General features: G+C 70.9%; 12 protein-coding genes. 6 read left to right on the top strand and 6 right to left on the bottom strand.

The features are described from left to right. Positions 1–47 precede the first annotated feature (47 nt). Both proS and G6R25_RS00125 read right to left on the bottom strand, forming a co-directional pair. Positions 48–1454, bottom strand: coding sequence for a proline--tRNA ligase (gene proS, locus G6R25_RS00130; RefSeq protein WP_163551214.1), 1407 nt, complete (start codon positions 1452–1454; stop codon positions 48–50). Positions 1455–1506: 52 nt separating this feature from the next. Then, positions 1507–1833, bottom strand: coding sequence for a hypothetical protein (locus G6R25_RS00125; protein WP_163551175.1), 327 nt, complete (start codon positions 1831–1833; stop codon positions 1507–1509). Positions 1834–2883: 1050 nt separating this feature from the next. Between G6R25_RS00125 and pstS the strand changes: the two genes are divergently transcribed. The 5 genes from pstS to G6R25_RS00100 all read left to right on the top strand — a co-directional run bounded on the left by pstS (position 2884) and on the right by G6R25_RS00100 (position 7861). Then, entirely contained in the window at positions 2884–3954 is a 1071-nt protein-coding gene (gene pstS / locus G6R25_RS00120; RefSeq protein ID WP_163551213.1) for a phosphate ABC transporter substrate-binding protein PstS, read from the top strand. A 163-nt stretch (positions 3955–4117) separates the two neighbouring features. Beyond that, a complete protein-coding gene (gene pstC / locus G6R25_RS00115; RefSeq protein ID WP_163551174.1) occupies positions 4118–5161 on the top strand; it encodes a phosphate ABC transporter permease subunit PstC in 1044 nt (347 codons plus the stop codon). Then, on the top strand, positions 5158–6225 hold the full coding sequence (gene pstA / locus G6R25_RS00110) for a phosphate ABC transporter permease PstA (RefSeq protein WP_163551173.1): 1068 nt from the start codon (positions 5158–5160) through the stop codon (positions 6223–6225). The genes pstC and pstA overlap by 4 nt, the downstream gene beginning before the upstream one ends. 125 nt (positions 6226–6350) lie before the next feature. Further along, positions 6351–7127: a phosphate ABC transporter ATP-binding protein PstB gene (gene pstB / locus G6R25_RS00105; protein WP_136446343.1), complete on the top strand. Its 777-nt coding sequence runs from the start codon at positions 6351–6353 to the stop codon at positions 7125–7127. 71 nt (positions 7128–7198) lie between these two features. Next, positions 7199–7861 (top strand): winged helix-turn-helix transcriptional regulator, encoded by a 663-nt coding sequence (locus G6R25_RS00100; protein WP_419469282.1) that lies wholly within the window; start codon positions 7199–7201, stop codon positions 7859–7861. Between the two features lie 18 nt (positions 7862–7879). Here the strand turns inward: G6R25_RS00100 and G6R25_RS00095 are convergent, their stop codons facing one another. From G6R25_RS00095 to G6R25_RS00080, 4 genes are all read right to left on the bottom strand, one after another. After that, positions 7880–8836, bottom strand: a complete 957-nt coding sequence (locus G6R25_RS00095) for an HhH-GPD family protein (RefSeq protein ID WP_163551172.1) — start codon at positions 8834–8836, stop codon at positions 7880–7882. Positions 8837–8871: 35 nt separating this feature from the next. Next, positions 8872–9951, bottom strand: coding sequence for a DNA integrity scanning diadenylate cyclase DisA (disA, locus tag G6R25_RS00090; RefSeq protein ID WP_163551171.1), 1080 nt, complete (start codon positions 9949–9951; stop codon positions 8872–8874). 129 nt (positions 9952–10080) lie between these two features. Further along, a complete protein-coding gene (gene radA / locus G6R25_RS00085; RefSeq protein WP_163551170.1) occupies positions 10081–11535 on the bottom strand; it encodes a DNA repair protein RadA in 1455 nt (484 codons plus the stop codon). Positions 11536–12189: 654 nt separating this feature from the next. Then, on the bottom strand, positions 12190–12921 hold the full coding sequence (locus G6R25_RS00080; RefSeq protein ID WP_163551169.1) for a copper chaperone PCu(A)C domain-containing protein: 732 nt from the start codon (positions 12919–12921) through the stop codon (positions 12190–12192). A gap of 757 nt (positions 12922–13678) precedes the next feature. On the opposite strand from G6R25_RS00080, the gene G6R25_RS00075 reads away from it, so the two are divergent. Next, the gene (locus tag G6R25_RS00075; protein WP_009741775.1) at positions 13679–14161 is read left to right on the top strand and encodes a CarD family transcriptional regulator; all 483 of its coding nucleotides are present in this window, start codon (positions 13679–13681) and stop codon (positions 14159–14161) included. Positions 14162–14189 lie beyond the last annotated feature (28 nt).

The following is a 14189-nucleotide window of genomic DNA, read 5'->3' as shown; positions in this document are numbered from 1 at the left end:
AAAGCGGGATAACCCGTTTCGGCTAACGCCCCTGTGTCACCCGGTGGTCAGTAGGAGCGGGCGATCAGGCAGACCAGGTCGTCGGGGTCGACGCCGGCCGCCGGGATCTCGCCGTCGGGCGTCTGCAGGCAGCGGACGGTCAGGGCCTCCTCGGCGAGGAGCGCCTCGCCCTCCTCGCCGACGAGGCGCCACGGGATCCGGGCGAAGCCGGTCTGCGCCGCCTGCGCGGCGTCCGCGACCGTGGTGACGTCCGCAGTCCGGCTCTCGCGCAGGGTCAGGGCCTCGGCGAGCAGGCCGGCCTGCACCTCGTCGAGCAGCGCCGGGACCCGCCCGGCCGCCTCCGCGAGTGGCACCGGCGTCTTCACCGAGGTGTCCCGGCGGACCAGGGTGACGTTTCCGGCAGCCAGGTCGCGCGGGCCGACCTCGACCCGCACCGGGATGCCCTTGATCTCGGCGTCGGTGACCCGGCGGCCGAAGGAGAGCCCCGGGCGGGCGTCGACCTGCACCCGCAGGCCGGCGTCGGTGAGCGCCGCGCCGATCTCGCGGGCCTTCGCGACGACGGTCTCGTCGTCGCGCACCGGCAGCACCACGACCTGGGTCGGCGCGAGCCGGGGCGGTATGCGCAGGCCGTTGTCGTCGCCGTGCGCCATGATCAGGCCGCCGACCATTCGGGTCGAGCTGCCCCAGGACGTCGTCCAGGCGAGGTGCTGGGCGCCGTCAGCGCCGACGAAGTCGATGTCGAAGGCGTGGGCGAAGTTCTGTCCCAGCTCGTGGCTGGTCGCCATCTGCAGGGCCTTGCCGTCGCCCATCATGCCCTCGCAGGTCATGGTGTTCGTGGCGCCGGCGAAGCGCTCCCTGCGGGTCTTCACCCCGATGAACACCGGGATGGCGAGCACGTCGGTGAGGAAGTCGCGGTAGACCTCCAGCGCGATCCGGCGGGCGTAGGCGGCGGCGTCGGCCTCGTCGACATGCGCGGTGTGCCCCTCCTGCCAGAGGAACTCGCTGCTGCGCAGGAACAGCCGGGGACGCAGCTCCCAGCGGACCACGTTGGCCCACTGGTTGAGCAGCAGCGGCAGGTCGCGGTAGCTCTGCGTCCACTTGGCCAGGTACTCGCCGATGATGGTCTCGCTGGTCGGCCGCACGACCACCGGCTCCTCCAGCTCCTTGCCGCCGCCGATGGTGACCACGGCCAGCTCGGGGCTGAAGCCCTCGATGTGCTCGGCCTCCCGGCGCAGGTAGCTCTCCGGGATGAACAGCGGGAAGTAGGCGTTGACTGCGCCCGCGGCCTTGATCCGGGCGTCCACGTCCGCCTGCATGCGTTCCCAGATCGCGTAGCCATACGGTCGTATGACCATGGTCCCGCGGACGGGGCCGTTCTCGGCCAGCTCGGCCTTCGCGAGCACGTCCTGGTACCAGCGGGGGAAGTCGGTCGCGCGGGGGGTGAGTACAGCCACCCCGCCACGATATTGCTTGCGCGGCGCCATCGGGGCCATCGGGGCGGGCGGGTCAGCGGTGATACAGACCTCGTCTCTGCGGCAGTGAGCCGGCGCCGGGCTCGGCCCGCCCCTCCTCGCCGCCGGGAAAGGGTCGGGTGACCTCCTGGAACACCAGCGAGACGTCGACGTCGCCGTGATGGCTGACCAGGCAGGTCGTGGGCGGGACGAGGATCATGGCGGTCGTCAGGTCGGTTGCGGTGGCTCCTGGCGCCAGGACCAGCTCGTGCCGGATCGTCAGGCCGTCGTGGACGGTGACCACTTCGGCGAGGGAACCGGGCCGTCCGCCGGTGATCGGCCGGGGCTTCGGCAGGAGATCGTCGTTGTCGACGGTGTTCATCTTCTGGCCGTCCTCCTGTATGCGTGTCGGTCCGATGCGTGCGCGTGTGGCCAGCACCGGCCTGGCGGGCGTCGGGCTTTTCCCGAGCCGGGATAACTTCACTAAGTAACTTTGATGTTTCTTATTGCTACTGTCATGCGAAATCGTTCCCTGTAGTGGGACTGTCGGGCGTATACGGTATGCTTTCAGCAACATCGATGTTGCTTGTAAGCAAAGCACAGGAGCGGGCGGAACGCCACCGGCGATCTCCGGGCAGAGCGGACGTCCGGTGACTGAGGGCGCAAGTCATGATCATCTGCGTAGCGTCGCGTGCGGGATGGCCGCTTCGCCGGCTCCGTCCCACTGCGTCGCCGGGCGCAATGGGCTCGGTCGGGTATGACGCGCACCGATGAACAATCGGTGTCAGTGGCGCAAGTTTCCCGAGTGGCTCGATGTCGTTCGATGACGTTGCAAGGCCCGAATTCGGGCGTCGGGCCGGCCGACCCGACGACGCGTGAGCGGCCGCACCATGGTTGCGGGCGGGCCGTCGGTCGTCCCCACTTCCACGTCCTCTTGTCCTTTACTTGTCCCGATGTTCGCGGGTGTAAAGGGTGGCTCGCGGCCCCCGATGGCGGCCCCCGGTCGGGGCACCGGTCGGGCGCGGCCGGCTGCTGAATGGCTCCTGCCGGCGGACAATCGCGGGCCGCGGGCCGCCGCCCGAGCGACCCGCGGCACCCTCGCGGTGGGCGCAGATCTGCGCGGTGTCGATGCGCGGTGTCGAACTGTGGGCCCGCCGTCCGTCAATTACGGAGCGCTTATAGTTCAGCACACTGCGTTCCGTGGAGGTGGCGTCCGGTCTGGTCAACAGGCCATAAATCGTCCGACATGGATGTGTTCCGGTTGGTGACGGGTTGGCGTATGCGCTTGTTCATCCTTCGTTCACTCCGGATCGCTTCGATTCTCGCTGGCACCCCAGTCCGGGGGGCGGACGACATTCGGCGCCGTGAACGGCGCGAGGACGAAGGGTTGCTTGTGATCCGAGGCAAGCGTCAGGCCGCCGTCGGGGCCGTGATGGTGGCACTGCTCACCGTGGCGGCGTGCGGAACTGACGACAACAACGACTCCGGCGGCGGGAACGCGGCACCGCCAAGTTCGGCGAACGCGATCTCGTGCGCGAAGGGGTCCATCACGGGCTCCGGCTCGTCCGCGCAGAAGAACGCGATCGACGAGTGGGTCAAGGCCTACCAGAACGCGTGCTCCGGCGCGACGATCAACTACCAGTCGACGGGCTCCTCGACTGGTCGCCAGCAGTTCATCAGCAAGCAGGTCGCCTTCGTCGGTTCGGACTCCGCGCTGAAGGACCAGCAGAAGACCGACGCGGACGCGCGCTGCACCGGCGGTGCCGCGGCCGACCTGCCGATGGCCGTCGGCCCGGTGGCGCTGATGTACAACCTGTCCGGCGTCGACGGCCTGCAGCTGTCCACTCAGACCCTGGCGAAGATCTTCGCCGGCAAGATCACCAAGTGGAACGACCCGGCGATCAAGGCCGAGAACAGTGGCGCCTCGCTGCCGGACGCCACGATCGCGTCGGTGCACCGTTCCGACGGTTCCGGCACGACGGACAACTTCACCAAGTTCCTCAAGGGTGCGGGCGGCGCGGACTGGACGTTCGACTCCGGTTCGGACTGGAAGGCCCCCGGCGGTCAGGGCGCCAAGGGTAGCGACGGCGTCACCTCGACGGTGAAGTCCACCGAGAACTCGATCGGGTACGCCGAGCTGTCCTACGCGGAGAACGCCGGGCTGTCGACCGTCAAGGTCAAGAACGCCGCTGGCGAGTACGTCGCGCCGAGTACGGACGGTGCCTCCCTGGGCCTGAGCACCGCCAAGATCGCCGACGGTGACGACCTGAAGCTGACTTTCGACTACGCCACCGCGACGAAGGGCGCCTACCCGGTCTACCTGGTCACCTACGAGATCGCCTGCACCAAGGGCCTCTCGGCAGACCAGGCCGCGCTGGTCAAGTCCTTCCTGACCTACACCGCCTCGCAGGCCGCTCAGTCCTCGATCGGCGACCTTGGCTACGCGCCGCTGCCGGACGCGGTCGCGACGAAGGTCCGCGCGGTCGTCGCCACGCTGGCCTGACCCGCAACTACTACCACGGCCGCCCCGGCCGGTGCCCACGGTGGGGCGAACGACCCACCGTGGATTCATCGATGTACGGCGGCCGCGGCACCCGCGTCCCGCCGCGCGTGCCGAGTCCGGGATCTTGATCGCCAAGCCCCGCTCGGGTACCAAGGAGAAGATCATGACGACGGAGCCGGACCGCTCGGCGGACGCCGCCGAGCAGCGGGGGGCCGCCACGGCGACGGCCCCGCCGGAAGACCCACCGCCGGCTGACAGGCCCGCGGTTGCATCCGCGGGCAGATCCAGGGTCGGGACGGCTGACCTGGTCTTCAAGAATCTCACCCGCACGGCCGGCCTCGGGCTGCTGGCGCTGATCGCCGTGATCGCCATCTTCCTGGTGCTGCGCGCCACCCACGCCCTCAGCGCCAACACCGGGGACTTCCTCACCACCGAGGAGTGGTTCCCCAACGCCACCCCGCCGAAGTTCGGGGTGGCCGCGACGCTGTACGGCACGGTCGTCTCGGCGGCGGTCGCGATGGTCATCGCGGTGCCGGTGGCGGTCGGGATCGCGCTGTTCATCACCGTGTACGCGCCCCGGCAGCTCTCGTCCGTCCTCGGCTACATCGTCGACCTGCTCGCCGCCGTGCCGAGCGTCGTCTACGGCCTGTGGGGCCTGATCGTCCTCGCGCCGCACATGAAGGGCATCCAGCTCTGGCTGAACGACTACTTCGGCTGGATCCCGCTGTTCAGCGGCGACTCGGTGGGGCGTTCGCTCTTCGTCGCCTCCGTGGTTCTGGCAATCATGATCCTGCCGATCGTCGCAGCCCTGTCCCGTGAGGTCTTCCTCCAGGTGCCGATCGCGCACCGCGAGGCGGCCCTGGCCCTCGGCGCGACCCGGTGGGAGATGATCAGGACCGCGGTGCTGCCCTACGGCAAGCCCGGGGTGATCAGCGCGTCGATGCTGGGCCTCGGCCGGGCGATGGGCGAGACGATCGCGGTCGCGCTGGTCCTGCCCGCCTCGTTCAACATCTCCGCGCACCTCCTCTCGCCCGCCGGCAACACGATCGCCGCGAACGTGGCGAACGGCTGGGGCGAGGCCAACGACATCGGCCGCGGCGCGCTCATAGCCTCCGGCCTGGTGCTGTTCATCGTCGCGATGATCGTGAACATCATCGCGCGGGCCATCGTCGCGCGCCGCCGCGAGTTCTCCGGGAGCTCCGCATGAGCACCGCGACCGTGTCCGGACCGGACATCGACAGTGACCCAGACCACCTACGCCTGCGCGGGCGGACCCTACCGCGCTGGGCGCCGCTCGCCGGCGCGGCCGGCGCGGTGGTCGTGTCCCTGCTGATCTACCTGCTCACGCCGGTCGACAGCGAGATCCAGATCGTGCTGATGGCCGCGCTCGGATTCGTGGTCGCGACGACCGTCGTCTCGACGGTCGTCGAGGGCGGGCGCCGGGCGCGGGACCGGTTCGCGACGACGCTCGTCTACACCGCGTTCCTGCTCGCCTTGATCCCGTTGGTCGCGGTGCTGGTCAGCGTGATCAGCAAGGGGGCCGGTCGGCTCGACGCCGGCTTCTTCACCCATTCGATGAACGGCATCGGCGCCCGGGACGTGGGCGGCGGCATCTACCACGCCATCATCGGCACGGTGGAGCAGGTCCTGCTCGCCAGCGTGCTGGCGGTGCCGTTCGGCCTGCTGGTAGCGATCTACCTGGTGGAGTACGGCCGCGGCCGGATCAGCCGGGTGATCAGCTTCTTCGTCGACGTGCTCACCGGCCTGCCATCGATCATCGCGGGTCTGTTCGTCCTGGCGTTCTGGGTGCTCGCCCTCGACCAGGGCTTCTCCGGGTTCGCGGGCGCGCTCGCGCTGGCCGTGCTGATGATCCCGACGGTCGTGCGCTCCGCCGAGGAGATGCTCAAGCTGGTTCCCAACGAGCTGCGCGAGGCCGGGTACGCGCTCGGCGTGCCCCAGTGGCGGACCATCCTGCGGGTGGTCGTGCCCACCGCGCTGCCCGGGATCGTGACCGGCGTCATGCTCGCGGTGGCCCGAGTGGCGGGCGAGACCGCCCCGGTGCTGCTTACCGTCTTCGGGACGAACCTCATCAACTCGAACCCGTTCTCGGGCGAGCAGTCGTCCCTGCCGCTGTACATCTACTCCCAGGCCGGCCAGCCGCAGAAGTTCGCGGTCGACCGGGCGTGGGCGGCCGCCCTGGTGCTGATCATCATCATCATGGTGCTGAACCTCGCCGCCCGGTTGTTCGCCGGACGTAACCGGTTGAAATGACCCAGACCCGGGCCGGTGGCGCTGCCGCCGACGTCGCCGGCCCGTACCGTCCTCGTTCCCGTACCGCCCCCTGTTCCCGTCCGAGCATCGAACAGCGTCCAGACAGATCGTGAGTCGAGGTTGCCATGGCCACCCGCATCGACGTAACCGGGTTGACGGCGTACTACGGCAAGTTCAAGGCCGTAGCCGACGTGAACCTGACCATCGAGCCGAAGAACGTCACCGCATTCATCGGGCCGTCCGGGTGCGGAAAGTCGACGGTGCTGCGCACCCTCAACCGGATGCACGAGGTGCTTCCCGGCGCCCGCGTCGAGGGGAAGGTGCTGCTCGACGGCGAGGACCTCTACGGGGCCGGCACGGATCCGGTGAACGTCCGCCGCACCGTGGGGATGGTCTTCCAGCGGCCGAACCCGTTCCCCACCATGTCCATCTACGAGAACGTGATCGCCGGCCTGAAGCTCAACGGGGTGCGAAAGAAGGCGCTGCTCGACGAGCGGGTGGAGGAGTCGCTGCGCGGGGCGAACCTCTGGGAGGAGGTCAAGGACCGGCTCGGCCGGCCCGGAGCCGGCCTGTCCGGCGGCCAACAGCAGCGGCTGTGCATCGCGCGGGCGATCGCCGTCGAGCCCCAGGTGCTGCTCATGGACGAGCCCTGCTCGGCGCTTGACCCGATCTCCACCCTGGCCATCGAGGACCTGATCACGAAGCTGAAGTCGAGCTTCACGATCGTCATCGTCACCCACAACATGCAGCAGGCCTCCCGGGTCAGTGACGCCACCGCGTTCTTCTCGCTGGAGAAGACCGGAGACCCCGGCCGCCTCGTCGAGTTCGACAAGACCTCGAAGATCTTCACCAACCCGACGGAGAAGCGGACCGAGGACTACGTCTCCGGGCGGTTCGGCTGACGGCCGCGGCGCAGATCAGGTCGGCTGGTCAGCCCTCGCTGCTGATCGCCGACTCCGAGGTCGACGACGGGATGCTCGACGCCATCGCCGGCGGCGGGGTCGAGGTGAGCGTGGTGGCCGACGGCGCGCGGGCCCTGCTGGAGATCGGTCTCCAGCACCCCACCGCCCTGCTGATCAGCGCCCGGCTGCCGGTCGTCGACGGGGTCACCGTCGTGCGGACGGTGCGCAGCGTCCCCGGCCACGATGATGTGCCGATCCTGCTCGCGGTCGGTCCCGACGACCGGCCGGCCGCCGCGGCCGGCCTGGACGCGGGCGCGAGCGCCTGCGTGGGCAAACCGTACCGGGTGCCGGAGGTGCTCGCGATGGTCGGTGTGATCGGGACGGCGCGACCCGGCGCGCACCAGCCCCGGCCAGCCGGGGACGACGTCCTGCGCGGCGGGCTGGTGCTGCTGGACCGGGCGGCCCACGAGGTCCGCTTCGACGGCGCGATCGTGTCGGTCCCGCCGCGGGAGTTCCGGCTACTCGCGCTGCTGCTGGAGCAGGCGGGGCGGGTCGTCCCGCGGGAGACCCTGCTGCGGGAGGTCTGGGGCTCGGCGCAGACCGAGACCAACACCCTCGCGGTGCACGTGCGCCGGCTGCGCCGCCGCCTCGGCGAGGCCGCCGGTGAACCGACGATCATCGAGAGTATCCGCGGGGTCGGCTACCGGTTCCGCGCCGCGCCCGATCTCACCTGAAATGGACCTCGCGACGGGTCAGGCTGGGAGGGCGTAGACGCCGGGGGCGACGCGGACGATCAGGCCGTCGTCGATCAGCCCGGCCAGCGCGCGGTCCCGCTGGACCGGGTCGTCCCAGACCTGGTCGAGCAGCTCCTGGCCGACCACCTGCTCGGCGTCGCGCAGGACGGCCAGCAGCCGGCCGCGGACCTGGCGGTCGGTGCCGGCGTAGCCCTGGGGCCGGCGAGCAGGGCCAGTCCCGGCCGGGCTGCCCGCCTCCACCCAGGCGCAGCGGTGCAGCAGCGGGCAGGCGGCGCAGCGGGGGGTACGGGCCACGCACACCAGCGCCCCGAGCTCCATCAACGCGGCGCTGGTCATGGCGGCCGTCTCGGGGTCGGCCGGCAGCAGCTCGGCGACGGCGGCCAGGTCGCGGCGGCTGACGGTGGCCGGCGGGTCGGCCCGGCCCTCCACGGCGCGGGCGAACAGCCGGCGCACGTTCACGTCGACGACCGGGTGGCGCTGGCGGAAGGCGAACGCGGCGACCGCGCGGGCCGTGTAGGTCCCGATCCCGGGCAGGGCGAGCAGTGCATCGAGGTCCGCTGGGATCTCGCCGCCGTGCCGCTCGACGATGGCCGTCGCGGCCTGGTGCAGCCTTAGCGCCCGGCGGGGGTAGCCCAGCCGGCCCCAGGCCCGCACCGCCTCGCCGGCGGGCTGCGCGGCCAGCGCCGCCGGGGTCGGCCACCGGCCCAGCCAGGCCTCCCAGACCGGTAGCACCCGGGCGACCGGGGTCTGCTGCAGCATGACCTCGCTGACCAGCACCGCCCACGGCGTCGTCCCGGGGCGCCGCCAGGGCAGCTCCCGGGCGGCGGCGGCGAACCAGCCGAGCACCAGCCCGCCGAGCGTCTCCGGCCCGGCCGGCGCCTGGACCGAGATCGGGCCCGCAGCCAGAGCCGGGGGACCGGCCACGGTCCGCGGTGCGGTGGTCATCCAAGCCATCGTGCCAGGCCCGCCGGTGGCGGGTGTGGGGCGGGTCAGACGTAGCGTTCCAGGATGCTCGACTCGGCCAGCCGTGACAGGCCCTCACGCACGGCGCGGGCCCTGGTCTCGCCGACGCCGTCGACGGTCTGCAGGTCGTCGACCCCGGCGGCGAGCAGCTTCTGGAGCGTGCCGAAGTGGTCGACGAGCCGGTCGACCACCATCCGCGGCAGCCTGGGCACCTTGGCCAGCATGCGGTAGCCGCGCGGGCTGATCTGCCGGTCGAGGATGTCCGCCCCGCCGGAGAAGCCGATCACCCGGGCGAGCACGGTGAGGTCGAGCAGGTCGGTCGGTGACATCGCCGAGAGCTCGGCGAGGACCTGTACGGCCGGCCCCGCCTTCGACCCGGCGGGCAGGTAGTCGCGCACGGTGAGTTCGCGCTCGGTCTCGACGCCGGCCATCAGCTCCTCGAGTTGCAGCGACAGCAGCCGCCCGTCGGTGCCGAGCTCGACGACGTAGCCCTCGATCTCGTCGGCGATGCGGCGCACCATCTCCAGCCGCTGACTCACCGAGATCGCGTCCCGGACTGTGACCAGATCCTCGATCTCCAGCGCGGACAGGGTGCCCGCGACCTCGTCGAGGCGGAGCTTGTAACGCTCCAGGGTGGCCAGCGCCTGGTTCGCCCGGGACAGGATGGCGGCCGAACCGTCGAGCACGTAGCGCCGCCCGGCCACGTAGAGCGCGATGATGTGCATCGACTGACTGACTGAGATCACGGGGTACTCGGTCTGCTTGGCGACCCGCTCCGCGGTGCGGTGGCGGGTGCCGGACTCCTCGGTGGGCACGGTCGGGTCCGGCACCAGATGCACCGCGGAGCGCACGATGCGCTGCAGGTCGGAGGACAGCACGATCGCGCCGTCCATCTTGGCCAGCTCCCGCAGTCGGGTGGCCGAGAACTCGACGTCGAGCTCGAAGCCGCCGGTGCACAAACCCTCGACGACCTTGTCATGGCCGAGCACAATCAGCGCCCCGGTATGCCCGCGAAGGATGCGCTCCAGGCCGTCGCGGAATGGAGTTCCGGGGGCGACCGCGGCCAGTGTCGTCCGGAAGATGTCGTCTCCGGGTGGTCCCGCCATCAGGCTCCCTCAGCTCCTCGGCTCCCCGCTGTTTCCCACCTCTGCCGCGATGCTATCGGGGCGACCGGAGTCGGGGCGGTCCAGCTCTTCACGGGGTAACGAAATTGCTCAAAACCGACATATTTCTGGTTACGCTTCATGCATTCGGGTTATGGCAGCGATCAGATCGGGCACCTCGGTGACTTTCATGCCCTCAGGGGCGGCCCCGGCACCCACGGGTACGAGCGCCTGTCGGAATCCCAGCCGCGCCGCCGCGGCGAGCCGCTGGCGGACCGCACCCACAGCGCGCACCTCCCCGGCGAGCCCCACCTCCCCGACCGCCACGAGATCGGCCGGCAGTGGCCGGTCCCGCGCCGCGCTCACGACCGCGAGCGCCGTCGCCAGATCGGCCGCGGGTTCGGCCAGACGCACGCCACCGACAGTCGCGACGTAGACGTCGGCCCGACCGAACCGGACCTTCGCCCGGCGCTCGACCACGGCGAGAATCATCGCCACCCGGGCCGGATCCAGCCCGGACACCGCCCGCCGGGGCACCTGGGCGGATGTCTCGGCAACGAGGGCCTGTACCTCCGCGACGAGCGGCCGGCGGCCCTCCACCGTCACGGTGACGCACGTTCCCGGCACCGCCTCCAGACTTCCCGCTCCCGAACGGGACAGGAACAGCCCGCTGGGATCGGCAATCTCGTGGATGCCGGAGTCGTCCATCTCGAAACAGCCGACCTCGTCGGCGGGGCCATACCGGTTCTTGCCCGCTCGCACGAGACGAAGCGCGGAGTGCCGCTCACCCTCGAAATGCAGAACCACGTCCACCAGATGTTCCAACAGGCGTGGCCCGGCCACCAGGCCATCCTTTGTCACATGGCCGACAAGTATCGTCGCGAGGCCGAGCGCCTTGGCCGTGCGGATCAGTGCGGCGGTCACCTCGCGCACCTGGGTGACGCCGCCGGCCGCCCCCTCGACCCCGGCCGCGGAAATCGTCTGCACCGAGTCGACCACCAGCAGGGCCGGCGAGACCTCCTCGACGTGGCGAAGCACGGCACCGAGATCCGTCTCGGCGGCGATCCACAGATCCTCGTGGAGGGCGCCCGTCCGCCCCGCTCGCAGCCGTACCTGGGCCGCGGACTCCTCGCCGGTGACGACCAGGGCCCGGGACCCGCCGGCCGCGCTGCGGGCGGCCACCTCCAGCAGCAGCGTGGACTTGCCGACGCCCGGCTCCCCGGCGAGCAGGATCACCGCGCCGGGGACGAGACCGCCGCCGAGCACCCTGTCCAGCTCGTCGATACCCGTGCGCCGGCGGCGGGCGGCCGTGACGTCGACGGACATCACCGGCTGCGCCGGTGCCGTGACCTCCGTGGCCACCGCCGCTTGCCCCACGCTGCCAAGGCCCGCGGCGCGGCGCGGCGCCGGCGCCTGAGCCTCGAGGGTCCCCCACTCCTGGCAACGCGGGCAGCGCCCGGCCCAGCGGACGGACTCCGTCCCGCAGCCACTGCACCGGAAGCCCGCCGCCGCGCGGCCGGACCCCCGACTGCCGGCCGCCGGCCGAGTGGATGTCATGGGCGCCACGTTAACCGGCCGGTCCGACATGTCGGAGCCAGCCGCGCGTGGGGGCGCCCACAGGTGGCGTCTGACCAGGACCCGGGCCCAGCGACGCCGTACCGGCCGCAATCGCCGCCCAGGGTCTTCGCCGGGTGGGGCCAGGCGTTGCGGGCGCTCCAGGGCTTCACCGGACGGTCAAGGGTCTCACCGGGCGGTCAGGGGCCTCGATGGCAGGCAGCGGGTCACCGCCGGCTGGACCAACGATTCCGAAGAGCACGAACCTTCACCGGTAATGGCCGGTTGTGGTGTGTGGGAAGCGGGTTGCGGTGCGATGCGCACGATCCCGGGGCTCAGACCGTGCAAAACGCACCGCAACCGGCCTCGCCCCGGTTCGGGCTCACTCGTCTGGTCCCGTGGTCAAGCCTCGACTGGAACCGTGGGGCAAGCCCCGACGCGATTCCGTGTGCGATTGGTGACAGAATGAGGCGAAAGATGTGACGGCCAGTGGGGCTCACCGAACCCCGAGGCGATTTCATCGATTTCATCGAGGCTTGGCGGCTCTCAAGGCTTAAACAACACCCGCAACCAGGCAGTTTGACCTGGATACCGCAGCCGGGACAGTAGGGCCACGACAGCGGCCGTGGCCCGGGTCTGCCCAGCGGGTGCCCCGCGATGCGGCGGGCGAGCCGAGAAGCAGCGGCCTTAGCCCGCGGCCGCGGTGACGGTCGCCGTCGGGGTGACCTGGCCTGCTGCCGGGGTGGCGCCGGTGCTCGGCGTGGCCGATCCGGCCGCGGGAGTCTGCTGCGCCGGGCTGGTGGTCGTGTCCGGGCTCGCGGTGGTCTCCGCCGGGGCACCGGAGGCGCCGGTGGCGGCCGGCTCCACCGGCACGTCCAGGGTCACGCTGCCGGCCTTCGCGAAGGTGAAGGTGATCGGGAGCTGGGACCCGATCAGCAGGTTCTGCGTCACGCCCTGCAGGGTCGGCGCGGAGGCGTCGGCGATGAAGATCCGGCTACCGCCGGATGGGAGGTCCGCCGGCTTCGGCGGCTCGCCGCCGCCGGCTTCCGGCGACGACACCGAGACCAGGGTGTCCGGCTCGCCGCCCGCGTTGAAGAACGCCGACACGATCGGCGCCGAGCCGCCCTGGGACACGGGTCCGGCAACGTAGACGTTGCGCAGTGTGATGGCGCCGACGGACCCCGCGACGCTGTTGGTCGTGGTTCGCGCGAGGTTTGTCATCGCGTCGTTGCCGGAGGCGCAGCTCGCCAGGCCGGCCGAACCGATCACCGAGGCCAGCAGGGCGACGCCCACCCGGCGCGACGTCATCCGCTGCCGGAACGCGGAGCGCGAGGCGGCGTCGTCGCCTGCCGCGACGGCGGTCGTCGCATCGGCGACGGCGTTGACTGACGGGAAACGGGCACCCGGACGGCGGCTCACAGCTCGGTGGCTCCTCCTGCACAAGACCGGCGCGTTGGGCGGCGCCGGTGCTGGTCGACGGCCGTCGCTGAAGACGGCCACCCGGCGGCGCGCCCCGGTGCCGGTAGGTCGGAACCGGCGTGCAGGGGGTTGCCCCGGTGCCCGGAGGACCACCGCCGACGGCCCGGTGCGCAGGGTAGTCCACGGGAGGTCTCCGTGCCGGCCTAACACTAGTCACCCGGCGACACCACATGCCCAGGCCGATGGCCCGGTCAGCCCGCGTGGGCCGGTGCGCGGCGCGCGTCGGGGGCTTTGCGCGGGCCCTGGAATCAGCGCTGACCGGCCCGACAGGCCACGAAGGGCCGGTCGATGACGTGGGCAGAGTCACGCTCCGCCGCGGACGGCGTGCGGGCGGTCGATCGCCGTTCCGGCCGAGGTGCGCCGCCGCCGCGCCGGCTGCCCTCGTGTCGGTGCGCAGGCGGGGTCCATCCGCGCTACGTTCGTCGGGCGGTTGACGCTCAACGAGCAGCCAACGCCCGTCGACCTGTCGCCTGTTTTACCTGGTAGGGCTGTTCGGTGTCGTTGCGCGGCGATGTGGGGTCGGTGCGGGGTCGGTGCCGGGATCCGCGGCGGGCGGTGTCCGTCGTCGCGAACGGTGGCCGGAAGACCTCGCCGAGCCCCGCAGCTTGGCGTTGCGACCCTTGCGCTTGCAGCGCGCGTCTGACCTGCGGCGATGCGTGCGTGTTACGCTGGTAGAGGCGGAAGGGGCACGTGACACATGGCGTTCCAAGTCGGCGAGACCGTTGTTTACCCGCATCATGGTGCTGCTCTGATTGACGCGATTGAAACCCGCGTCATCAAGGGCGAGGAAAGACTCTATCTCGTGCTGAAGGTCGCTCAGGGCGATCTGACTGTCCGGGTGCCGGCAGACAACGTCGGCATGGTCGGGGTACGCGACGTCGTCGGGCAGGATGGGCTGGAACGGGTGTTCGAGGTGCTCCGAGCACCCCACACCGAGGAGCCCACGAACTGGTCCCGGCGTTACAAGGCAAATCTCGAAAAGCTCGCCTCCGGTGACGTGAACAAGGTTGCCGAGGTCGTTCGCGATCTCTGGCGCCGTGATCGCGAACGCGGTCTTTCCGCGGGTGAGAAGCGCATGTTGAGCAAGGCGCGGCAAATCCTTGTCAGTGAGCTCGCGCTCGCGGAGGGCACCAACGAGGACAAGGCTGAGGCGATGCTCGACGAGGTTCTCGCCGGCTGATCCAAGGCCTTGTCAGCCCGGTCGTAAT

It is taken from the genome of Candidatus Frankia alpina (assembly GCF_902806485.1).
Taxonomy (GTDB): Bacteria; Actinomycetota; Actinomycetes; order Frankiales; family Frankiaceae; genus Frankia; species Frankia alpina.
Note: the sequence above shows the minus strand (reverse complement) of the source record. Positions and strands in the feature narration are given on the sequence as shown.